Source organism: Corynebacterium sp. LaCa78, from assembly GCF_046717505.1.
Taxonomy (GTDB): Bacteria; Actinomycetota; Actinomycetes; order Mycobacteriales; family Mycobacteriaceae; genus Corynebacterium.
The window spans coordinates 2,302,319-2,324,167 of the sequence record NZ_CP177112.1; the positions used below are offsets into that span (position 1 = coordinate 2,302,319).

Annotated in this window: 17 protein-coding genes; 3 read left to right on the top strand and 14 right to left on the bottom strand. The window is 59.6% G+C overall.

Translation table 11 applies throughout. The annotated features are described in order from the left end of the window. Window positions 1-119: 119 nt before the first annotated feature. The 5 genes from ACLI1O_RS10980 to ACLI1O_RS11000 form a co-directional block, all read right to left on the bottom strand. Window positions 120-1,739: a hypothetical protein gene (locus ACLI1O_RS10980; RefSeq protein ID WP_411706859.1), complete on the bottom strand. Its 1,620-nt coding sequence runs from the start codon at window positions 1,737-1,739 to the stop codon at window positions 120-122. A 136-nt stretch (window positions 1,740-1,875) separates the two neighbouring features. Beyond that, a complete protein-coding gene (locus ACLI1O_RS10985; protein ID WP_023024308.1) occupies window positions 1,876-2,856 on the bottom strand; it encodes a decaprenyl-phosphate phosphoribosyltransferase in 981 nt (326 codons plus the stop codon). Next, window positions 2,849-3,364: a phosphatase PAP2 family protein gene (locus ACLI1O_RS10990; RefSeq protein ID WP_239269296.1), complete on the bottom strand. Its 516-nt coding sequence runs from the start codon at window positions 3,362-3,364 to the stop codon at window positions 2,849-2,851. Before ACLI1O_RS10990 ends, ACLI1O_RS10985 begins: the two co-directional genes overlap by 8 nt. Further along, a complete protein-coding gene (locus ACLI1O_RS10995) occupies window positions 3,354-5,306 on the bottom strand; it encodes a glycosyltransferase (protein ID WP_239269297.1) in 1,953 nt (650 codons plus the stop codon). Before ACLI1O_RS10995 ends, ACLI1O_RS10990 begins: the two co-directional genes overlap by 11 nt. 143 nt (window positions 5,307-5,449) lie before the next feature. Beyond that, window positions 5,450-6,037 (bottom strand): three-helix bundle dimerization domain-containing protein, encoded by a 588-nt coding sequence (locus tag ACLI1O_RS11000; protein ID WP_239269298.1) that lies wholly within the window; start codon window positions 6,035-6,037, stop codon window positions 5,450-5,452. A 166-nt stretch (window positions 6,038-6,203) separates the two neighbouring features. Here ACLI1O_RS11000 and ACLI1O_RS11005 point away from each other — a divergent pair, with 166 nt between their 5' ends. Together ACLI1O_RS11005 and ACLI1O_RS11010 are read left to right on the top strand one after the other, a co-directional pair. Continuing rightward, window positions 6,204-8,051, top strand: a complete 1,848-nt coding sequence (locus ACLI1O_RS11005; RefSeq protein ID WP_239269299.1) for a chorismate-binding protein — start codon at window positions 6,204-6,206, stop codon at window positions 8,049-8,051. Then, on the top strand, window positions 8,048-8,800 hold the full coding sequence (locus ACLI1O_RS11010) for an aminotransferase class IV (protein ID WP_239269300.1): 753 nt from the start codon (window positions 8,048-8,050) through the stop codon (window positions 8,798-8,800). The genes ACLI1O_RS11005 and ACLI1O_RS11010 overlap by 4 nt, the downstream gene beginning before the upstream one ends. 75 nt (window positions 8,801-8,875) lie before the next feature. Here the strand turns inward: ACLI1O_RS11010 and ACLI1O_RS11015 are convergent, their stop codons facing one another. From ACLI1O_RS11015 to glf, 4 genes are all read right to left on the bottom strand, one after another. Next, window positions 8,876-10,351 carry an ATP-binding protein gene (locus tag ACLI1O_RS11015; RefSeq protein ID WP_239269301.1) on the bottom strand — a complete coding sequence of 492 codons (1,476 nt, stop codon included), beginning with the start codon at window positions 10,349-10,351 and terminating at the stop codon, window positions 8,876-8,878. A 146-nt stretch (window positions 10,352-10,497) separates the two neighbouring features. Then, entirely contained in the window at window positions 10,498-11,424 is a 927-nt protein-coding gene (locus tag ACLI1O_RS11020; RefSeq protein WP_239269302.1) for an alpha/beta hydrolase, read from the bottom strand. Window positions 11,425-11,447: 23 nt separating this feature from the next. Beyond that, a complete protein-coding gene (locus ACLI1O_RS11025) occupies window positions 11,448-11,663 on the bottom strand; it encodes a hypothetical protein (protein ID WP_239269303.1) in 216 nt (71 codons plus the stop codon). A 62-nt stretch (window positions 11,664-11,725) separates the two neighbouring features. After that, entirely contained in the window at window positions 11,726-12,922 is a 1,197-nt protein-coding gene (gene glf / locus ACLI1O_RS11030) for a UDP-galactopyranose mutase (RefSeq protein WP_411706860.1), read from the bottom strand. Window positions 12,923-13,080: 158 nt separating this feature from the next. Here glf and ACLI1O_RS11035 point away from each other — a divergent pair, with 158 nt between their 5' ends. After that, on the top strand, window positions 13,081-14,982 hold the full coding sequence (locus ACLI1O_RS11035) for an N-acetylmuramoyl-L-alanine amidase (RefSeq protein WP_239269305.1): 1,902 nt from the start codon (window positions 13,081-13,083) through the stop codon (window positions 14,980-14,982). Between the two features lie 19 nt (window positions 14,983-15,001). On the opposite strand, the gene ACLI1O_RS11040 is transcribed toward ACLI1O_RS11035, so the two are convergent. The 5 genes from ACLI1O_RS11040 to ACLI1O_RS11060 form a co-directional block, all read right to left on the bottom strand. Then, window positions 15,002-15,832 carry an HAD family hydrolase gene (locus tag ACLI1O_RS11040; RefSeq protein WP_239269306.1) on the bottom strand — a complete coding sequence of 277 codons (831 nt, stop codon included), beginning with the start codon at window positions 15,830-15,832 and terminating at the stop codon, window positions 15,002-15,004. Between the two features lie 22 nt (window positions 15,833-15,854). After that, window positions 15,855-17,402, bottom strand: a complete 1,548-nt coding sequence (glpK, locus tag ACLI1O_RS11045; RefSeq protein ID WP_239269307.1) for a glycerol kinase GlpK — start codon at window positions 17,400-17,402, stop codon at window positions 15,855-15,857. A gap of 29 nt (window positions 17,403-17,431) precedes the next feature. Further along, a complete protein-coding gene (locus tag ACLI1O_RS11050; RefSeq protein ID WP_239269308.1) occupies window positions 17,432-18,169 on the bottom strand; it encodes an MIP/aquaporin family protein in 738 nt (245 codons plus the stop codon). A gap of 12 nt (window positions 18,170-18,181) precedes the next feature. After that, a complete protein-coding gene (locus ACLI1O_RS11055; protein ID WP_239269309.1) occupies window positions 18,182-19,906 on the bottom strand; it encodes a glycerol-3-phosphate dehydrogenase/oxidase in 1,725 nt (574 codons plus the stop codon). A 300-nt stretch (window positions 19,907-20,206) separates the two neighbouring features. Further along, window positions 20,207-21,838: a lysophospholipid acyltransferase family protein gene (locus ACLI1O_RS11060; RefSeq protein ID WP_411706861.1), complete on the bottom strand. Its 1,632-nt coding sequence runs from the start codon at window positions 21,836-21,838 to the stop codon at window positions 20,207-20,209. Window positions 21,839-21,849 lie beyond the last annotated feature (11 nt).

Below are 21,849 nucleotides of genomic sequence, written 5' to 3' on the forward strand. Positions count from 1 at the left end.
TCAATTATTGTTCTTTGGCTTTATCGCTGGGAACCTGTGAATCGTTAACACCCCTCAGCGAAAACCTCACTGAAAGGCAGTGTAGTTCACTCACAGGCTTTTTGCCTCATTATCAACCATCATTGCAGGTAATCCCCCGGATCGGAGGAAAAGGTTAGGGTTCTTCCCTCTGTCAGGGAAAATTTAATATTTTCTAAGAATCGGCCCCAGGTTAGCGGTTGCCTATAGGTGGCAAAGAGTTTCTGGAAATTGGCATCATTAAGCGCAGTGCGTGCTTGCCACGCGGAATCTTTATCCTGCCCCAGCAATAGGGAGTCAATATCCACTGCAGAATCGGCAATCTGCCACGCCACACCAAGGCTCTTATCATGGCCAATGCGCCCGCCCTCGATGCGGGGCTGGCGCGCTGCTAGGGGATTACTGAGCCCAATTTCATCGAGCACGCGCACCTCAAGCGGGGCATTCATAGAAGTAAGACCGAGGTTAACAAAATACACAGTGGGAGGATCGGAGCGTTCCGGATCCGCGGGCACCGTCGTCCACGATGGTTGGCCCCCTTCCTTGCTATAGCGGAAGGTCATGGCATCGCCGGCTGCCAAGTCCTGCACCGCTTTTTCGTAGTCATTCATCACATCCATACCCAGGAAATCCTCGGCCCGGCGAGGTGGTTCCTGCCGGTTGGTGATATCGGTCCAATAGTCCCGCTCATCCACAACAGTAAGCTTCCCCGCGTACGCAGCGCGGTCTACCGGGTGGCCATGCACGACAATAACGAGAGCCCACACCGCAGAGAATACGGCAGCCCACCAGGTTCGTAGATTAACTACGAAGATGGGCAGGAGCGCAGCAAAAAGCGGAAGCAGCAACATGCGTCCATGCATAAAATCGCCGCCCACGTGCACAACATACAGGGCATGCAAAAGCGCAGCGCCCAGGAAGATATAAACCACAGTCTGCAGCGAGCGCAGCGCCGGCGGGCGAAAATTGGCGTTCCATAGCGCCGCCACTGCCAGCACGATGAGTGGGAGGTACAGCGCGTAGGGCGCCATAAAGTCACCCAGATACGCAAACCCTTTGCCCCACGCGGAACCGGCCGCGGATTTCGCAACGGCGGTATGAGGCGTAAGCAGGCCGTAGTAGCCCATGCGGAAGACTTGATACCCCAGGGGCAGGGGCAAGGCGGCAGCGATAACCTTCCACGAACGCGTGCTCACTATGAGTACAACGCCAACCAAGCCGCCATACAGGGCGAGCTCAGGGCGAATGAGCCAGGACAGCCCCGCCCAGAATGCCAACCCATACACGAGAGGCTCGGGCGGCAATTCTTGTCGCGGTCGCGCCCATGAAATCAGCATCCACCACAAGACGGCCAAGTAGAAAAGACACAGGCTCCATTCCAAGCCGGAGGTAAAAAAGTCCCGTGCCGGTGGCAGGGCCAGATACACCAAGGCACCAGCGGGAAGAACAATTCCCTTGTGCATGCTTGCCGATGCCCACGTGCCCACCACCATCGCCGCAACCGCCAGGATAAGCCCGAGGTAGATGGCGATCGTTTCGAGCTCAGCACCGCTTACCCACCGCGCCACAAAGATGAGGTATTGCCAGACCGTGGAGGTATTGGCCTCGACGCGCTCGCCCACATTGAACACAGGCCCGTTGCCGGCCTCTAAGTTGCGGACGGTGCGCAGGACGATGAGTCCATCATCGGCGATCCAGCGGCGGGCAAAACCACCCCACAAAGAAAAAACACCGATAATAAGAACCGAGGCGGGTACGCTCCAACTACGATTCTCTTGTTACCGGTGTTAACCACGTCGGGTGAGTATATCAGTTCCCTCAAGATCTTCTAGTTCAACACGTCTATGCCACCGCTGCTTAGACCAATGGCATGATGTAGACGGCCATGGCGATGCAGGCCAGCCAAGCGATGGCGAGGATCTGCAGGGTGCGGTCCCCCAACGCGATTTCTTCCGGCGCCCCGCCCTGGCCGCGGTCCACATCGGCGGCATAGCGCAGGATGGCGATGGTAAACGGCACCATGGAAATCTGGTACCAGACGCCACCAGAGGTTGCGGCATTAGCCAGCTCAAAGCCCCACAGAGAATAGAAGACCACCACGGCGGTGGCCGCTAGCGTCCAGACAAAGCGCAGGTAGGTCGGCGTATAGCCCTGCAAGGATTTGCGGATCTTCGCGCCGGTCTTTTCCACCAGCAGGATTTCGGCATAGCGCTTACCGGAGGCCATAAACAGCGAGCCAAAGGCAGCAACCAGCAAGAACCACTGCGAAAGCTCAATATCGGCCGCCACGCCGCCGGCCATGGTGCGCAGCATGAATCCGGAGGACACCAGCGCAATATCGATGACCGGAATGTGCTTCCAGCCAAAGCAATAGCCCAGCTGCAGGGCGATATAAACCGCCATGACGATGGCTAGCTCTAGTCCCGCGGTGGCCAAGAAAGACAGCCCGATGGACAGGCCTACGAGCACCACGGCCATGACATAGGCCACCTTGATGGGCAGCACGCCCGAGGCGATCGGGCGGAAGCGCTTGGTCGGGTGCTCCTGGTCCTCGCGCCAATCCTTGGCGTCATTAATCAGGTAGATGGAAGAAGCGCCGAGGCAGAAGACGATGAAGGCTAGGAGGACATCGACAAGCACGCGCCCGTGAAAGAGCGAGTCCGCACCGGCCGCAGCGGGCGCGGCCAGCACGAGAATGTTTTTTACCCATTGCTTCGGGCGCAGGGCCTTGACCATGCCATCGGCCAAATTCTTCGGCGGCTTGCGCTTACGGCCGGTATCGACGCCAGACGTATGCGGCTCCGAATGGAGAAAGTGCTGGTTGCCGTCCTCACTCATGCGTCTTTCCCTTCGTCATTGCCCGCGCGGTAGCAGCGCCAATGGCTGCGCCCGCAACGGTATCGGTTGGATAGTGCACCCCGAGCACCATACGCGATGCCATCATCACCGGCACTCCCACAAGCGGTGCCTTGGACCCCGTCAGGCGGGACAGGCCCACCAAAAAGGCCGTGGTGGAGGTAGCATGCGAGGACGGGAAGGATAGGCGCGAGGGGGTTTTGACCCCAACGCGCACGTAGGAATAATCGGGCCGCTTGCGCCGCACGATGCGCTTGAGCACCACGCTTGCCGCGTGCGCGGTAAACGCCGCGGCACCGATCCGAATCCACTCCTCCCGGCGCTGCTTGTCCAAACTGGCCCCAAGTGCCGCGCCACCCATCCAGCCCAGGGCGTGCTCGCCCAAGTGACTTAAACCGCGGGCGGCGGGCAGCACTCCCGGCACGTCAAAGGCGGCGTCCTGGATGGACTCCAAGACGTGGGATTCTGCGATGGAAAGCTTATTGGGCATCAAAAACCTTCTTCCAGGAAGACCGCGCGGTCAGTTCTGGCAACGCGGCGCGGTATTGTGCCCGCAGATCATCGAAGTTCTCTTCAATTTCTTTCAGCAGGCTGCGGGTTTCAACGATAAGCTCCTTGGCCAAATCGCGGTCGCGCTTGCGGAAGGCCACGCCCGTGCCGCCGGCCGTGGAAACGGTGGCGGAGTCAACGCGGGAAAGGGTAAACCAGCGCGCCTCTTCCGGGGTGAGGTTCAGCTGCGGCGCCGCTTGATGCGCGGGATCCTCCTTGCTCAGCAGGTGCTTAAGCCCCTTTACTGCCCACGGCAGCTTCTTGACCTTGGCCAAGCGCCCGCCCACATTGCGGGTGGGAACGCCCGGCGCGCCGGTCGGCGCCGGCAGCTGGTCTGCGGATTCGATGATGACCGCATCCGAGTAGTTCTTGCGGATCTCCGCGATGCGTGGCAGCGAGGTATCCAAGATATCGAAGAGGTGGTCCGGTCCCGCCAGGAAGTCCTTCATGGCCTCAATTTGGATGGCCATGGTGGAGTATTCCATGCACATGGTGTGCTTGAGCGTGGACTTAAAGATGGACTTGGTAATGCCAGATACTGCGCCATCGTGGTACAGCGAGGCCACGATCAAGCGGTTGCGCAGGTGGAAATAGGCCTGCCAGTCAATGGCATCGTCCTTATCCGCCCAGGCCATGTGCCAGATGGCCGCGCCCGGCCAGGTCACCGTGGGGAAGCCATTGCGGGCAGCGCGCAGGGAGTACTCGGTATCGTCCCACTTGATAAACAGCGGCAGTGGCTGGCCGTTGGTCTCTGCCACCACGCGCGGGAAGAGACACATCCACCAGCCGTTATATTCCACGTCCACGCGGCGGTGCAGCGCGCGAGAATCGTACTTCTTTGGATCCACATGGGTTTCTGGCGTGCCAATGGCGCGCAGCGGGTACTTGGCAAAGTCGTGGTCATACACGGCATGCGGCGCGGCGCCCCACATGAAATCGGAGCGGTTGACCTGCTCACCGGTGGTGCGCAGCTGGGAGCGCTCCTGCAGGTTGAGCATCTGCCCGCCGACGATGATCGGCTTTTCCGCATAGCGTGCTGCCTGCACCGCGCGCAGCACGGAGTCCGGCTCGATGGCAATGTCATCGTCCATATACAAGATGAAGGGCGAATCCGTATTCTCCAGCGCCTCGTACATGATGCGGGAATAGCCACCGGAACCGCCGAGGTTGCCCTGACGGAATTCGCGGAAGCGATCGCCAAAGTGCGCTACCGCCTCGTCGTATCCGGGCTCATCGGCCGGGTGCTGGTTGCCTTGGTCCGGCATGAGGACGAAGTCAATGATCTCATCCACCACGGGATCTTCTGCCAGGGCTTGCAGGGCGGCGACGGCATCGGTGGGGCGGTTGAAGGTGGGAATACCGACGGCGACGCGCTTTTCGGAAGGGGCGATCTCGGTGCCATCGGGAAGCGTTTGCGCCGCTGGGGCCTGCGGGGAGCACCAGGCAGCATCCGCCAAGGTGGTTTCCTTTTCCGCGGTGATATCGAACCACAGCCAGCCGCCGTCCTCGAAGTTTTTGAGCGGCAGCTCAAACTCGTGGTGGCCCGTGCCAACGAGGTGGTTGGCCACGGAAATGCGCTGGCCATCCTGCTTGGACCGATACAAAGAAACGTTGGCTTGACCCTCGATCTCCAGGCTTAGAACCACCGAGCGCAATTGCGACCAGCGGCGCCAGTAGGAGGCCGGGAAGGCGTTGAAGTAGGTTTCAAAGGAGGCTTCCTCGCCGGCCGGGATGGTCACGGCGGTCCGGTTTGTCCAGCTCAAGCGCTCGCGGTTTTGCTCCGCCTCGATGAGGTAGAGCATGCGTACATCAAAGGGTTCGCCGCGCTTGGGCAGCAAGATTCGCTGCAGGGGCTCATAAGCCGAGGTGTTGTTGGCAGTCACGATTGCTTCGATTCTCCAAACGGTTTAAACAGTAGTCAGCGACCTAGCGTAGTTGCTTTCGCGCGACTGCTCGGGTTTACACGCGGACAATAAAAGAAGGGCCGAGGAATTCCTCCTCGGCCCAGGGCTTATGGTGCCTCCCCTTATGCGCTCACGCGCTCGGTTACCGGGTCGATGCCCAGCTTGTTCAGCATGTAGTAGACGCGGGCTTCTAGGTCATCGGCAAGCTCGCGGGCCTGCTCAACGGTCTCAGCCGGGGCAATGTCCCAGATCTTGATGTCCTTGCCGGCCTCATCGCGCTCGACCTCGCGGCCCAGGTACACGATGTAGTCCGGCATGGCCACGGTCCGCACCTCTTCGAGGTACTTCTTGGGAGCCTGTCCCATGCCGCGCTCGCTCATGACGTGCGCCAGGTGGTCATTGCCGTCATTTTCCGGGTGCGCGGCGGCGGTATCGACGTAGAGCGCCTCCCCCGCGTGCTTCTTGGTAAGGTCCGCTGCGGCCTTGGCCAGGGCGTGGTTATTGCCCGCGGCGAAGCGAACGTGGATGCGGTGGGCACCGAAGAACTCGCGCACCTCGCGCTCTACCAGCACGGGGATGAATTCCACGAGCTCGGCTTTGGCGGTGTGCTTGGCGATGACCTCGTCCAGCTTCGCATCGATGTCAGCACGGGTATATCCGTGACCGTACTTGGTATGTAGGTCATGCCGGAGGGTTTCAAACTGGTTCATTGTTATCCCCTTTCCTGGATTCTTTCCCCGTTTGCTTTTTGTTAACTTGAAGTTAACCTTACAGCGCGGTGTGACATCCGTCAATTGATTGGTCATAACCCATTAGTTAGACCTCCCGTGGAGCAAGTTACGCGTGGGGCGCACTGGGCTATAGACTCTGCCTTTGATGATCCTGCTCATTGATAATTACGACTCGTACACGTTTAACCTCGCGCACCTCATCGCAGAGGTCTCTGGAACCGAGCCACTCGTCGTTCCCGCGGGCGAGGCCGCCGGCATCCCAGAGCGCGTGCGCGCCGGCGAGTTCAGCCACGTGGTTATCTCCCCCGGCCCCGGCACCCCGGAGGAAGACAACGACTTTGGCACGTCCCGGCGCGTTATCGAGGCGGCCGCCACAGCGCGAATTCCCCTGCTTGGCGTCTGCCTCGGCCATCAGGGTCTGGCGATGCTCGCCGGTGCCCGCATACGCCGCGCGCCCGAACCGCGCCACGGCTTCGTATCCACCATCAGCCACTCCGGCGAGGGACTTTTCGCCACCATCCCGCAGGACTTTCAGGCGGTGCGCTACCACTCCCTGCACATTGAGCCCACCCCCGGCATCACCGTGCACGCCCGCAGCGAGGACGGCACCGTCCAGGCCCTCAAGGTCGATGGCCTGCCGCATTGGGGCGTGCAATTCCACCCCGAATCGGTGCTGACACAACATGGCGCGACCCTGCTGCGCAATTTCCTCGGCGGTTTTCGCCTCCTCCACCGCGAGGTCCCCGGCGCGATTGACTGCCCCAGCGTCTTCGCGGCGCTGCAGGCAGACGGCACCGATGCCTTCTTCCTCGACTCCGCCGACGCGCGCGGGTGCTATAGCATTCTTGGCGATGCCACCGGTCCGCTTAGCAGATCCTTTCGCTACCGGCTTGGCGATGCCCCCGATATCCTCACCACCCTCGAGCGCGAGCTATCCACGCAGGTCTTTGACGCGCCGGATTTGCCGTTTACCGGCGGGGTGGTCGGTTTCCTCGGCTACGAATGCGCGCAGCTTACCCTGCCCATCCAGCTGCGCCACCGCTCGCCGTATCCCGATGCCTACTTCATCCGGCCGCAGTCCTTCCTTATCTACGACCACCACCGGCAAGTGGCATACCTGTGCTGCCTCGACGGCGAAGGCGCACAAGGCCTGCTCGACCGGTTGGAGGCAGCCCTGAAAGGCGGGCAGGTGGGAAACGAGGGGGCATCGGCAAGCGCGGGCGCCTGGCGCACCACCGACTACCTTGACCGAATCCAGCGCGCCCAAGAGCTCTTGCACGCTGGGGAAAGCTACGAGGTATGCCTGACCGATACCTATACCGCGCAGGCCACCGGCGATATTTATGCTGCGCTGCGCCGGCACAACCCGGCACCGTACGCGGCGCATCTGGTCTTCGACGGCGTGGAAATCTGCAGCGCCTCGCCCGAGCGCTTCCTTAGCGTGCGCGATAACCGCGTCGAGGCCAAGCCCATCAAGGGCACCATTCCAGCCCACCAGGACCCCGCGCTGCTTCGCGATGACCCCAAAACCCGCGCCGAGAACCTCATGATCGTGGACCTTTTGCGCAACGATTTATCCCGCGTGTGCGAACCCGGCACCGTGCGCGTTCCGGGGTTGATGAACGTGGAAAGCTACGCCACCGTGCACCAGCTCGTCTCCACGATCACCGGCCAATTGCGCCCCGGCGCCACCGCGCTCGACGCCATCCGCGCCGCCTTCCCGCCCGGTTCTATGACCGGCGCGCCGAAGCTGCGCACCTGCGAGATTATCGATGCCCTCGAGGCAGGACCCCGCGGCGTCTATTCCGGCATCGTGGGCTACCTCGGGTATTCCGGCGAGGCTGATTTCAGCGTGGTCATCCGCACCGCGGTGCGCGCGGGTTCCGAGGTCACCGTCGGCGCCGGCGGGGCCATCGTCCTCGATTCCGATCCCGCAGCCGAGCTGGCCGAAAGAAACCTCAAGGCCCAATCGGTCCTCGGGGCGTGGTCATGAGTTCCTATATCTGGCGCGACGGCGCCTTCATCCCCTGCACCCCACCGGCTGACCCCTGCACCGTGGCCGATTCTTGGCGGCATTCGCAAGGCCGCACGCACGGTCTCCACCTGCACTTGGAGCGCTTCGAATCCGCCGCCGGGACCTTGCCCGTAAGCTTCGTCCCCGCCATGCTGGAGCTCCTTTCAGATGGCGAGCTTTTCCCCCGCATCGCCCTCATGGCCGGCGAGCTTTACCTCGATATCCGGCCTGCCCCGGCTCCGCGCGCCCACACGCGCCTTACTTATACACAGGCCCCCGATCCCCGCGTGCAGCCTCTAGTTAAAGGCCCGGACTTGCCCGCCCTGGCTGCTTACCGCAGCCAGTATCAGGTAAGCGGCACCGATGACACCGCGATTGTCGATGCCCACGGTGCCATCGCAGAAACCACCACCGGCGCGCTCATCGCCTGGGACGGCGACACGCTCCTGCTTCCTACCGGCGTGCGCCTGCCCAGCGTGACCCTGCGCCAAGTCCTGCACCGCTGCAATGACTTGGGACTTTCCACCGCGCAGCACCCATTGACCCCGGCACTCGCTGCGGAATGTCCCCTGTGGTTTATCAACTCACTGCATGGAATTAGCCCCGTCAGCTCCATACACACACCACACGACACCATCACTCCACCGCCGCACCCGGAGGCCGCAATCTGGCAAAACTGGTGGTGGCAGGGTTTTAGCCCCGCGGGTGCAGGCGAACACTACACATAACACTCAACACAACACTGCACATGTTGAGTGTTGTGTTGAGTGTTCGTGTTGAGTGTTGGGTGTTCAGGCGCCCACCTACCTCACCAAGCGATACCTCTGTTTAGGGCTGCGCAAAGGCTCCGTACGCTCGATCCTTCCACTATCTACCAATTGGTTCAGGATTCTGCGCACCCCACCAACAGAAATCCCGGCGGCCGCCGCCAACTCACGGCTATTCGCAGACTGATGCTGAGCCAAATACTCCAGAATCCGTTCACTAGAACCGCCGTGTATAGACGCACTCCGCTCTGGCAAAGTCATTTCACGCCGTTCAAAAGTTAGCTTAAACGTGGTCAACGAATCCGTCGGCTTCGGCGGAGGAAGAAGTGTCTTTTGCAGCTGGTCAAGAATCTCAATGTAGCCAGTTCCACGATTTTCCGCCACGTACCCAGACCCGCCGGAGATAGCCGTTACCTCCAATAGCTGAGACAGGTGCTGATTCCTCGCACTTGTCATGCCCGGATCCCCAAGGTTATTGACGTTCACCATCCCAAAAAGGCCACCCGGATTAATGATTTCTAGGCGGTCAGCGTACATATCAACCTGAACCTGTGTCCCTCTAGCCTGGGGAGAATAGTCCCTGTGCATGAGCGCATTAGCAACTGCTTCCCTGACTGCTACTGGCGGATAATCCGGCAGGTCTTCTCGGAACGCCCCGTCGACGACGCCACCTACCCGCATATTTTTCTCAACCGCGAAAACCACCGCTGGCACCAATTCCGGAATCGGGCCTACAAAACTCGCGTTATCAACAAATCTTTGGCCTTTGGTCGACGTCTTATCCGTTCCCACATAAGCAGTAAAAGTTACATTGAGCCGCGGGAAAAATTCTTGCGGATAAATGCCAGCTGCTAATAAGCCAGCCAAGGTTGGATGAACATCCCCATCATCTCCCACGCCGGTGAGATGCAGGGCTTTCAATGCCCTTTCATCAGAGAACTTGCCAAAGATCCCTGGCCGCAGGCTGCGTTCGCGCTCTAGGATTTGCTGGACGATGTCCCGATCGAGGTCTGCAATAGTAGCCGCCTCCACGACCTCCAGATCCCACGAGGGCTGCATCTTATTTTCTTCGAGACGATCGATTTCATAGGGCTTCAATAACCGGTCTTCATCGTGCTCGCGAATGTAGCTGCCGTTGTATTTAGATTGCGCAGTAACCCAGCATGGTTTATCAAAGGGTGCAAGCTCTGGAATTTCCGCAACTACTACCGGCGCGCCATCGACAGCACCAATTTCCACATCGGCACGGACAGCAGGGGTCAATTTCTCCGCGCAGGCCTCCACGAATGCTTTGGCTATGGGCTCGGCTTGGAAGCCTTCGACGGGAAGAAACCCTGAGTCCTCATCGAGACCAAAGATGATCGTTCCGCCTTTTCCGTTGGCAAAAGCAGACACCGACCGCGTTATCTTCTTGGGAAGGCCTCCGCCAGCTGCTTTTACTTCGACCATGCTGGTGTCTTTGCCTATGGCACGCAGATTGTGAACAATCCGCTCAATTTCTTCTAGGTCCATCGCTTCCCCGCTTGCCTCTCACCTTCAGCCGAGCATTACACATAACACTACACAAACACTCAACACAACACTGCACATGTTGAGTGTTGTGTTGAGTGTTGGGTGTTCACGCCGCGCTTCCCTTTGGCTCCGGCAGATCGCGGCCTTTAGCCTTGGCCTCGCAGCGCACGCTTTAATTCGCTGCCAATAATGGTGCGCGCAATCAGTGCATCCGAAATGATCCCGCCCATCTGGACGAACGGATGGACTTGGCCCTTAAATTCGATAGAGCTCACTACATTTCCCGCATTGAGCATCCGCCCAACGTAGTCACTTACTTCAGAGACCAACGGATCAAGTTCACCGGTAATCACCGTCGCTGGAGGCAGCCCCGCCAGATCGCCATTCCTGCCGGGAGACATACGGATATCCGTGCGGTCTGCAGCGCCAGCATAAGAATCATAAAAATAGTTAAGGCGCCGCCTGGTGAGGTAATAGCCATCGCTAAAATCCGAATGGGATTGCGTGTCAAAGGTGGATAAATCCATGACGGGGTAAATCAGCACCTGATGAGCCAGCTGATCGCGCAGTTCTTGTGCGATCACCGCTGCGATATTGCCGCCCGCGCTGTCTCCGCCCACGGCAACGCGCGTTGGATCGATGCCGATCCCCAATTCTCCTTGTAGCACCCCGTCTACTACTGCACGGCAATCATCTAGTGGCGCCGGGAAAGGGTGCTCCGGTGCACGGCGATAGTGCACGCTGATACAGATGATTCCCGCTTCTGCGGCAATGTCCCGCACGGTTGTATCCGTGGTCTCTAAATCCCCCAGCACCCAGCCGCCGCCGTGGAAGAAGATGAAGGCAGGCGCTGCTGGGGCATCGGCAAGCGCGGGCGCCTGTGGCACATAAACCCGCACCGTGACACCGCGCACCGAGGTCTCGTACACGGAAACCATCGGGGTTTTCTTGCCCCAAGCCGCTGCCGTCTTCTGCTGGGCGGCGCGGTTTTCTTCAGGAGTACGCGTGTCCAGCTGTGGGGCATCCCTGTTCAGGTCGAGGAATTTTTGGGCTTCGGGCTGAATAAACACCATAAAAATACTTTCCAGTGCTGCATCTATTGGGCAATGCAAGCACTCATAATCGCGGGGTTAAGTAGCGGAAAGGCCCGCCGGGTGTTCCGGCAGGCCTTCTTTGCTTGCTGCTTTTTCTTATCGGGAATGCGCGTTGCGCGGCTGCGCAGTTTCAAATGCTCCTGGAGCCGCTCCGGGGACATCTTCCACATGCTGCGGTCCGCGTGCCCGGGCTTGGTGTATTTCTTGCGTTGAGCCATGCCGTCACCTCCTAACCTGTGAGGTGACTAAGCATAGCGTGCCCAGGGCAGATTAGCAGCTCTTAGTGTCCGCGCTCTTGCTCGATGGCCTTGTCCTCGTTCCAGAAGGGCACGAGCTTGTTATCGAATAGGGACAGCGCGGCGCCGATGGCCATGTGCATATCCAAGTACTGATAGGTGCCCAAGCGGCCGCCGAATAACACCTTGTTTTCCTTGGCTTCTTGGGCGGCTAGTTTGCGGTACGCCTCCAGCTTGGAGCGATCCTCCGGGGTATTGATGGGGTAATACGGCTCATCGCCCTTATCGGCAAAGCGCGAGTACTCCTTCATGATGACCGTCTTATCGGAGGGGTAACGGTCCTTGCGCTCTGGGTGGAAGTGGCGGAACTCGTGGATGCGGGTGAAGTCCACATCGGCATCGTTGTAGTTCATCACCGGGGTGCCTTGGAAGTCGCCAGTATCGAGCACTTCGAGGTCGAAATCCAGGGTGCGCCAGCCGAGCTCGCCTTCGGCGAAGTCAAAGTAGCGGTCCAGCGGGCCGGTGTAGATTACGGGAGCATCCGGGGAATCGGCGCGCAGATCCTCGCGAACATCGAACCAATCGGTATCCAGGCGGACCTCGATGTTTTCATGATCCGCCATGTTTTCTAACCACGCCGCATAGCCATCGACGGGCAGGCCTTCGTAGGTGTCGTTGAAGTAGCGGTTATTGAAGGTGTAGCGCACCGGCAGGCGGGTGATATTGCTGGCCGGCAGTTCCTTGGGGTCGGTCTGCCACTGCTTGGCGGTGTAGTCGCGGATGAACGCCTCATAGAGCGGGCGTCCGATAAGCGCGATGGCCTTTTCTTCCAGGTTTTTGGCCTCATCCGCAGAGAATTCGCCGGCCTGGTCTTTGATCAGTTCGCGGGCCTCATCGGGCGAGTAGTACCGGCCGAAGAATTGGTTGATAAGCCCCAGCCCCATGGGGAATTGGTAGGCGGTGCCATCGTGCATGGCAAAGACGCGGTGCTGGTAGTCGGTGAAATCGGTGAACTGGTTGCAGTACTCCCACACGCGCTTATTGGAGGTGTGGAAGAGGTGCGCGCCGTATTTGTGCACTTCAATTCCGGTGGTGGGTTCCGCCTCGGAATAGGCATTGCCGCCCAGGTGCTCGCGGCGCTCGACGATGAGCACCTTCTTTCCCAGCTGGCTAGCGGCCCTTTCCGCAACGGTCAGGCCAAAGAATCCGGAACCAACAACGATGAGGTCATAAGAAGTCATGGCTTCCACTTTATTGCACTCCAGAGGGGAACACGGGTCATCGGCGTGTCGCAACAAGATTCACAGTTGTCACACTCGTAGCATCACTATCAACTGTTAACTTTTGGCAACCGTTTTTACAGCTACATCGGCACCTAACTCAACCCAGGGAGAATAGAGTGAAGCAACGACGTCGACTAGTCCCCACGAGGTCACCGTGGTCCACACCCGTCATCGCGACGGTTTCCTCCATTGCCCTCGTCATGGCGGCCGCATTCGGCGGCCAGCAGGTCCTTAAAACCCAGGACTCCGGTTCTGGCGGACCTATCGAGGTGAAAAACGCCTCTGAAAGCTTTAGCAACGCCGACTCCGTCGTCGTTGATGACCCCGCCGTGGCAGCGCAAGGCGATGGCGAGGGCCCACGTGCCGTCAAGCACTTCCACCGCGACGAGACATTCAACATGTTCGCCGTGACCTGGGAGGGCAAGCGCGACGTGCACTCCTTCGTCCGCTCCAAGCAGGAGGACGGCTCCTGGAGCGAATGGTTCGATATGGATGCCATGAACTACGGCGATGGCAAGAACGGTACCGAGCTTATTTACGTAGGCGATACCAACGATGTGCAGGTATCCATGGCCAATGTAGACCTAGTAACCGGTTCCAACCTGGATGACGATGCTGAGTTGCCCGATAAAGCAGCCGGCGCTGCGGATGCCAACCGCGCCGCCTCGCAGCCTTCTAACGTCGGCGATATCGCCCCTGTAGCTGATGAAAACAACACCGACCGCACCACCGTGTCGGACCTGGATGCCGTCTTTATGGACGGCAATGCCCAAGAAGGCCAAGCCATCGAACCTACTGCCGCCACCGATGGCATGCCCAAGGTAGTGTCCCGCTCTGGGTGGGGCGCCGATGAATCCAAGCGCTGCCAACAGCCCACCTACGATGACGGCATCAAGGCGATGACGCTGCACCACACCGCGGGCTCCAATAACTACACCCCGGCACAGGCTGCCGCACAGGTTCGCGCTGCCTACGAGTACCACGCCCAGAATCTGGGCTGGTGCGATATTGGATACAACGTGCTCGTGGATAAGTTCGGTACCATCTACGAGGGCCGCTACGGCGGGCTGGACAAGGCCGTCCAGGGCGCACACGTTGGTGGCTTCAACTCCCATAACTGGGGTATTTCCATGATTGGTAACTACGAAATTGAGGAACCATCACAGAAGATGCTGAACTCGGTGGCAGAAATTGCCGGGTGGAAGGCAGCAATTTCCGGCATCGATCCCACGGGCACCGCTACCCTGACCTCTGGCGGCTTTGGCGGCTCCCGCTTTCCAGCCGGTGCGCAGGCAACCGTGCCTGCCTTCAGCGGTCACAATGATTTCCACTACACCCAGTGCCCTGGTCGCTACACCGTGCAGCACTGGGACGAGATCCGCAAGAACACCAAAAAGAAGTACGACGCTGTTAAGGCTGGCGGTAACTCCGCAGCAATGAACTGGGATAAGAAGTCGCCATCGAGTGGCGGCGATCAGTCCACCTCGGGAGATACCACCTCTTCCATCGCTGGTGTCGATGTTCCAGTATCGACCATCCAAGCCTTGGCTGGCATCGCCGCCACCGTGTTCGGCGTCTTGGTTGCCAATGACCGCGTAGCGCAGCCGGATGCCGATAAGAAGGTTGCGGGTGAGCTTACCGTCGGCGAGATTCCGAAGATCGTCAACAAGGTTGTGCAGCTTTCTAATAACGAAGGCCTCAAGGAATCCTGGACCTCCGTCCTGAACGCCTTTGGCCCAGTCTTGGGTCTCGCCGTTGGCGGACCTGACACCACCGATTCCGGCAAGATCATGTACCAGCTCTTCAAAAACGGTGTGGTCCTCTCCTCCGAGGACTCTGGGGCAAAGGCCCTGACCGGAGAGATTGCCAAGAAGTGGGCAGAAGGCGATAACGCTTCCAAACTCGGACTGCCCACCACAAACGAGATGAAAGACGGCAAGGAAATCCGCGTCCAGTTCCAGGGCGGCGAGATTGTCTACAACATGGATACCGAAAAGGTAGACATCTACACCGACTAGCCTCCCCGTGGAGTGGGAGTTAGAACCAGCGCTCCAAAACCTTTGCCACGCCCGCCTGGTGGTTGGCCACGGTGACCGCATCAGCGGCCGCCTTCACCGCCGGGAGGGCGTTTTCCATTGCCACCCCACAGCCGGCCCACGTGAGCATCTCAATATCGTTGGGCATATCGCCAAAGGCAATGGTTTCTTCCTGCGCTATCCCATGCTGCTTGGCCAACCACTCCACGCCGCGGCGCTTGGTGACGTTGGGGGCCGCGACCTCGAGCACGCCCTCCTGCATGGAGTAGGTGATATGCGCCAGCTCCGGATCAATATGAGGCGCAATCAAGTCATAGAGTTCTGGCGCGGAATAATCCGTATTCCGGATAAGCAGCTTGACCACTGGCCGTGCCACCAGCTCGCCCACGCTGACGACGCCGAAGCCTTCAAAGAGGGCATTTTCGGAGTAGTGCGGGTCGACGACGAAGAGCTCCTCGGGGGCATTGGCAAGCGAGCCACCCGCCCGCTCTGCACCAAAGCCAACCGTGCCAAGGACGCGCAGCGCTACCGTCACCACCTCTTCTAGCGCGTCTGGATAAAGCTCCCGCGCGGATAGCACGCGGTCTTCCGCGGAATCATAGAGCACCGCCCCATTTGAGGTCACACATACCGGGAGCACCGTGAGCTGCTCCAGCACCGGCTCTATCCAGCGAAAGGGCCTGCCGGTGGATAACGCAAAATAAGCACCCTGCTGCACCGCCCGCGCCACTGCGTCGCGGTTGCGACGCGGGACGCGATGATTGCGGTCCAACAGGGTGCCGTCAATATCGCTCGCGATGAGCCGAGGGGCCCGGGTAGGGAAAGTATCCATACCCGCGAGTTTACTTCAGGACTTAGAAGTCCATCTCATCCTCATCGGAGTCTTCCCAGTTCAAGGAACGCTTGATAGCGCGCTTCCATTCACCGTAGAGGTAATCCACCTCTTCTTGTTCCATCTTGGGCTTGAATACGGTGAGGTCACCGCGCTGGGTATCCAAGATGCTGAGGTCTTCCCAGAAGCCATTGTCCAAGCCGGCAGCAACAGCGGCGCCGGTTGCGGTGGTCTCAATGTTCTTCGGGCGGTGTACCTCCACACCCAAGATGTCAGCCTGGAACTGCATGAGCAGCTCGTTGGTGGTCATGCCGCCATCCACGCGCAGCTCGGTAATTTCCACGCCGGAGTCCGCCACCATGGCATCTGCCACGTCGCGGGTCTGGTAAGCGGTTGCCTCGAGGACAGCGCGGGCCAGGTGTCCACGGTTGGCAAAGCGGGTCAGGCCCACAATGACGCCGCGGGCATCGGGACGCCAGTGCGGGGCGAAGAGACCGGAGAACGCCGGAACAATGTAAACGCCGCCGTTGTCCTTGGTCTCCCGTGCCAAGTTCTCGATGGCAGAAGAATTAGGGATGAGCTGCAGGTTATCGCGCAGCCACTGCACCAAGGAGCCACCCATGGATACGGAGCCTTCCAGCGCGTACACGGGGCGCTCGCCCTCGCGCTGGAAGCAAACGGTGGTCAACAGGCCGTTATCGGAGAACTTCGGGGTGGTACCGGTGTTCAGCAGCAGGAAGAGGCCGGTGCCGTAGGTGTTCTTGGCCGAACCTGCACGGAAGCAGCCTTGGCCGAACATAGCGGACTGCTGGTCCCCCAGGATGGCGCGAATAGGTACGCCGGCGAGGGAACCGCGCTCCCGAACGGTGCGGAAATCACCCAGGGACGGGCGAATCTCCGGCAGCATGGACATAGGAATGCCCATTTCCTTGCACAGCTCTTCGTCCCACTCCAGCTTTTCGATGTCCATGAGGAGCGTACGCGAAGCGTTGGTCACGTCCGTTGCGTGCAGCGCTTCCATGTCGCCGTCGCCCTCGGCACCGCCGGTAAGGTTCCACAGCAGCCAAGAGTCAATGGTTCCGAAGAGCAGGTCGCCCTTTTCGGCGCGCTCGCGGACGCCATCGACATTGTCGAGGATCCACTTAACCTTCGGGCCGGCAGGGTAGGAGTTGATCAGCAGGCCGGTGCGGCGGCGCCACTTATCCGGGCCCTCTTCACCAGCCAGTTCCTTACAGATAGCGGAGGTGCGGGTGTCCTGCCAGACGATGGCGTTGTAGACGGGCTCGCCAGTGTTCTTATCCCACACAACTGTGGTTTCGCGCTGGTTGGTGATACCGACGGAGTCGATATCTTCTACTGTTATATCGCCATTGGCCAAAGCCTCCCCCACGGCGCGGCGAGTGTTGCTCCAGATCTCCTGCGGGTCGTGTTCTACCCAACCCTTTTCTGGGAAGATCTGCTCGTGCTCGAGCTGGCCCACGGAAATCTGATCGCCATCGTGGTTGAAGATGATGCAGCGGGTTGACGTGGTTCCCTGGTCAATAGCTGCGACGTATTTCTTATCACTCATGTGTCTAATTTCTCCTGTATAGGGTTGGATTAAAGCGCAATGGACAGTAGACCAACGGCGACGGCCGAAAGCAGCGAGCCAACAATCGGCACCCAAGCATAGCCCCAATTAGCGCTGCCCTTGTCCTTAATGGGCAGGACGAAGGCGTACATCAAGCGTGGACCCAAGTCACGGACCGGGTTGATGGCGTATCCCGTAGGCGTACCCAGGGACAGGCCAACGGCGACAACAACGAATGCCACACCGAAGTAGCTCAGCGGTCCCAGCTCGCCGCCGGCAGGGCCGAAGGCGATGAATATCAACAATACGGTGGTGGCGATGAACTCAGTTACCGTATTCCATCCATTGTGTGGGTGAGCGGGGGCAGTGAAGAAGATGCCCGCGGTTTCAGAATTGGCACCGGTGACATTGCCCTCTTCGTCGTAGTTATTCGCATCGAAGAGCTGCTTGAATGCGGCCCAGGCCAAGAAGGCACCGAACATAGCACCCAGGATTTGGCCCAGCACGTAGAACGGAACCAAGTTCCATTCGAGCGAACCATTGAGCGCGAGCATGAGCGTTACCGCAGGGTTCAAGTGACCGCCGGTTGGGTCAGCGACGCTGGCGCCGACGAAGACACCCATGCCCCAACCCAAGGCAATAACAATCCAGTCGGAGCCACGGGCGCCCGAAGTGCGGAGGTTTACCAGCGCACACACGCCGTTACCAAGAAGCATCAGCAGCGTGGTGCCGATAAACTCCCACAAAAATGCGTCAGATCCAGCCATTAGCGCCTCCCCTTATCCTTGAGTCTCGGTCGGACGAGCGGAGCCAGCGCGGACCAGAATGTCGTTAGCTTCGCGGTCAGTTACAGCTGCCTCGGCAGCCAGCTCGGCCTCGGTGTGCTTGGTGAAGGTATCCACCTCGAGCTGCTTGTCTTCCTCGCTCCAATCCAGCAGCGGAGCAACGAAGTCCGCAACAGCGGGAGCTGCGTTGACGCCACGGTCACCGAACTCGATGGCAACGCGGAGGCGACGGGTCAAGATATCGTCCAAGTGCAGTGCACCCTCGTGGGTGACGGCGTAGCGCACCTCAGCCCAGAGGTAGGACTCTGCGCCAGGAACGGGCTCGAGCAAGGACTCGTCATCCTGCGCAGGAGCCAGAACCTCGCCCAAAAGCGAACCGTAGCGGCCGAGCAGGTGCTCGATGAAGTCCTCGCTCAGGTTGTAGCGGCGGGCCAAGGTAGGAATCTGGTTGGCCAGTGCGTGGTAGCCGGCAGCGCCCAGGATCGGGGTGTGCTCGGTGATGGACTCCGGCACCTTGCCGCCGAGTTCCTTCACGGCTAGGTCAACGGCATCCTTACCGATGACGCGGTAGGTGGTGTACTTACCACCGGCAACGGAAACCATGCCCGGGGCCACGCGAGCCACGGCGTGGTTGCGGGACAGGTTGGTGGTGGAATCGGACTTACCGGACAGCAACGGGCGCAGGCCAGAGTAGACACCGACGATGTCATCGCGGGTGATCTGGCGACGCACGCGCTGGTTGACCTCATTCAGGATGTAGTCAATATCTGCCTTGGTGGGGGCGGGATCCGGAAGGGATAGACCCTTCTCCCAGTCGGTATCGGTAGTACCGATGATCCAGTAATCGCCCCATGGAATGACGAAGAGGACGGACTTTTCGGTTACGAAGCACAGTGCTGCTTCTGCATCCAGGGCATCCTTTGGCACGACGATGTGCACACCCTTGGAAGCGTGAACGGTGAACTTGCCTTCCACGCCGGCCAGCTCCTGGATCTTGTCGTTCCAAACACCGGTGGCGTTGATGAAGACCTTACCGCGCACGGTGGCCTCGCGGCCAGTGGCGGTATCGCGGACCTTGGCGCCAACGATGCGGCCACCGCGGTCCTTATCAAAGCCGATGACCTCGGTATTGGTGCGCACATCGGCGCCGTACTCGGCGGCGCTGCGCAACACGGTCATCGTGTGGCGGGCATCGTCCACCAGGGTGTCGTAGTAGCGCACACCGCCGACGATGGCGTCTTCCTTCAGGCCAGGGGTGACCTTAAGGGCGCCCTTGCGGGTGAGGTGCTTTTGCATCGGCACGCTCTTTGCACCGCCCATGAGGTCATAAAGGGTAAAGCCGCCGAACATCATGACGCGCTCCCATACGTGGTGGGTGAGCGGGAAGATGAACTTCAGCGGCTTAACTAGATGGGGAGCCAACGTGGACATGTTGAGCTCGCGCTCCTTTAGGGACTCTGCCACGAGGCGGAAGTCAAACATCGCAAGGTAGCGCAGGCCACCATGGAACATCTTGGAAGAGCGAGAAGAGGTACCAGCGGCGAAGTCGCGGGTCTCCAGCACTGCGGTCTTCAAACCGCGGGTTGCTGCATCCAGTGCCGCGCCGGCACCTACGGAGCCACCACCGATGATGACGACGTCGTAGTCCTCATCCGCGTAGCCGTTCCACACATTTTCAAAATATTCGGGGTTAAAGGATTGGTTGCTTTGCTGGGTCATTAGAGACCGCATCTCCTTCCTTGGTGCTCATGTGTGCTTGCTCCGACAAACGATGAATGAGATGGCGTAAGCACAGCTAAAAGCAAGTTTTGGATGATTCATGATGGCGACTATTGCGCTCTAAAAAGTAGAGCCAATATCTCCTATCTCCTATGCTAGAGGTCACCGGGTAAACATTCACTAGAGGTTTCTCACACGTAACTTCCGGCCCCGTAAGCAGTCAATTTCCACCCTTTGCTTAGCTCCCCAAAAAGAAAAACACCCCCTCGCGGGGGTGGCAACGCCAACGTTTGCACGCGGCTAATCTTTTTGTAGCCGGGCCATCGCTTCCAAAACCTCAGACATACCTGCGCGCTCGGCGGAATACGTCACAGCCTGCGCATCCTTGACCACCTCGATGGGCGCGGTCTCTAGAGCAACGACCGGGATGTGATTCAAAAATTCTTCATCCCCTGGTTCATTACCAAAGACCAAAGTCTCGCTCGGCTTGGCTTCCAAATCATCTAGGATGCAGTCCACGCCGGCGGCCGCCGTGGCCGAGGTAACCTTCATCGCCTCCTTATCCACGAGCGGCTTTTCGGCCTGCTCATCAAGCTGGATATGCCACACCGCCTGCGGGACATCGAGATCCGCATCGCACGACACCACGATGAGTACCTCCGCCGCGGGGTAGATGCCTTCTAGCGCCGCCTTCAACCGCGGGGTCAGGGCACCATCTTCCCAGTTCAGCGTGCTTTGATGCGCCACTACTACGCGCGGGATGTCAGAAAACTGGGCCTTGAGCCGGTGCGGCAGGCGGGAAACGATCAGGCGCGATTGGGTCGCCGCGGCGAGCAATCCTTGCTCTACCACGGATCCTTCCCAGATCTCCTTGCTGCTTGCGGCAATTGAGGCCTGGGCCTGCGCCACATCGGTCTTCAATTGCGCCATGACATCGGCGACCTTATCCCTGCCTTCATCCAAGCCACGGGTCGCCTCTTCCACCACGGCATTGAGATTGGTTTTGACCCACTCCAAGGTATCGGCCGCGATGTGCTTCTTTTCCTGTGCCTCGTCGCCTTCGTGTATTTCCTGGGCTTCCTTACCTTTAGCAGAGGCCATGTGGTTGCGTACGAGTTCAACGGAGGAAACGGAAACGCGCTCTTTGAGCCCTACCAAGTCATCGCGCAAACGACGCACCCGGTGCCGCTCCGTTTCCACCTCCGCATCGCGCGCCTCGGCCTCTTCCAGCGTCGGGGCGGAACCGCCCTTGCGCGCGGGCACCCAATATTCGCCGGCGGGCATGGGTCCGAACTCCGCCTCGTAATCCTCCCAGAGTCCCTCCAGGGCCGCCTGCATGCGGCGGCGGATTTCTGCGGTATCGGCTTCTGGATCCCCGGTGGGATAATACGGCTCGAGCGCGGCGATAAAGACCGGAGTCTTGGTGCGTCCCAAGTTCTTCTTGTGGCCCTTTGTCCACAGGCGCTGCGAACCAAATATCACCTGCGGTACAACCGGCACGCCGGCTTCAAAAGCGATGCGGGATGCGCCGGTTTTCATGCTGCGGATTTCAAAGCTGCGGGAAATCGTGCCTTCAGAAAAGACGCCGACGAGCTCGCCGGCTTCGGCAAGCTCCACCGCCTTGCGCAAGGACTCTTTGCCATCGATGCGATCTACCGGCACGTGCCCCATGGCACGCAGCAGGGCGCCCACGCCCGGGGCACTAAAGATGCTGGCCTTAGCCAGAAAACGCACTAGACGCTTTTTGCGATAGGCAATGAACGCACCGAAGAGAAAATCCATATACCCGGTGTGATTGCACACGAGGACGGCGCCGCCGTCATCGGGAATATTTTCTTCCCCCGACAGACGCATCTGCAGGCCTTGGGCCAAGGTGAGGCCGCGCCCAAAGTGGGTGATCTGGCGGTACAAGAAATTCGTCGCAGCGTTCATGGTGCTCCTTT

Excerpts from the sequence above, each read along its gene's own strand:
- ACLI1O_RS10985 (WP_023024308.1), bottom strand. The coding sequence starts at position 2,856 with ATGAGTGAGGACGGCAACCAGCACTTTCTCCATTCGGAGCCGCATACG.
- ACLI1O_RS10990 (WP_239269296.1), bottom strand. The coding sequence starts at position 3,364 with ATGCCCAATAAGCTTTCCATCGCAGAATCCCACGTCTTGGAGTCCATC.
- ACLI1O_RS11000 (WP_239269298.1), bottom strand. The coding sequence starts at position 6,037 with ATGAACCAGTTTGAAACCCTCCGGCATGACCTACATACCAAGTACGGT.
- ACLI1O_RS11005 (WP_239269299.1), top strand. The coding sequence starts at position 6,204 with ATGATCCTGCTCATTGATAATTACGACTCGTACACGTTTAACCTCGCG.
- ACLI1O_RS11010 (WP_239269300.1), top strand. The coding sequence starts at position 8,048 with ATGAGTTCCTATATCTGGCGCGACGGCGCCTTCATCCCCTGCACCCCA.
- ACLI1O_RS11015 (WP_239269301.1), bottom strand. The coding sequence starts at position 10,351 with ATGGACCTAGAAGAAATTGAGCGGATTGTTCACAATCTGCGTGCCATA.
- ACLI1O_RS11020 (WP_239269302.1), bottom strand. The coding sequence starts at position 11,424 with ATGGTGTTTATTCAGCCCGAAGCCCAAAAATTCCTCGACCTGAACAGG.
- ACLI1O_RS11025 (WP_239269303.1), bottom strand. The coding sequence starts at position 11,663 with ATGGCTCAACGCAAGAAATACACCAAGCCCGGGCACGCGGACCGCAGC.
- glf (WP_411706860.1), bottom strand. The coding sequence starts at position 12,922 with ATGACTTCTTATGACCTCATCGTTGTTGGTTCCGGATTCTTTGGCCTG.
- ACLI1O_RS11040 (WP_239269306.1), bottom strand. The coding sequence starts at position 15,832 with ATGGATACTTTCCCTACCCGGGCCCCTCGGCTCATCGCGAGCGATATT.
- glpK (WP_239269307.1), bottom strand. The coding sequence starts at position 17,402 with ATGAGTGATAAGAAATACGTCGCAGCTATTGACCAGGGAACCACGTCA.
- ACLI1O_RS11050 (WP_239269308.1), bottom strand. The coding sequence starts at position 18,169 with ATGGCTGGATCTGACGCATTTTTGTGGGAGTTTATCGGCACCACGCTG.
- ACLI1O_RS11055 (WP_239269309.1), bottom strand. The coding sequence starts at position 19,906 with ATGACCCAGCAAAGCAACCAATCCTTTAACCCCGAATATTTTGAAAAT.
- ACLI1O_RS11060 (WP_411706861.1), bottom strand. The coding sequence starts at position 21,838 with ATGAACGCTGCGACGAATTTCTTGTACCGCCAGATCACCCACTTTGGG.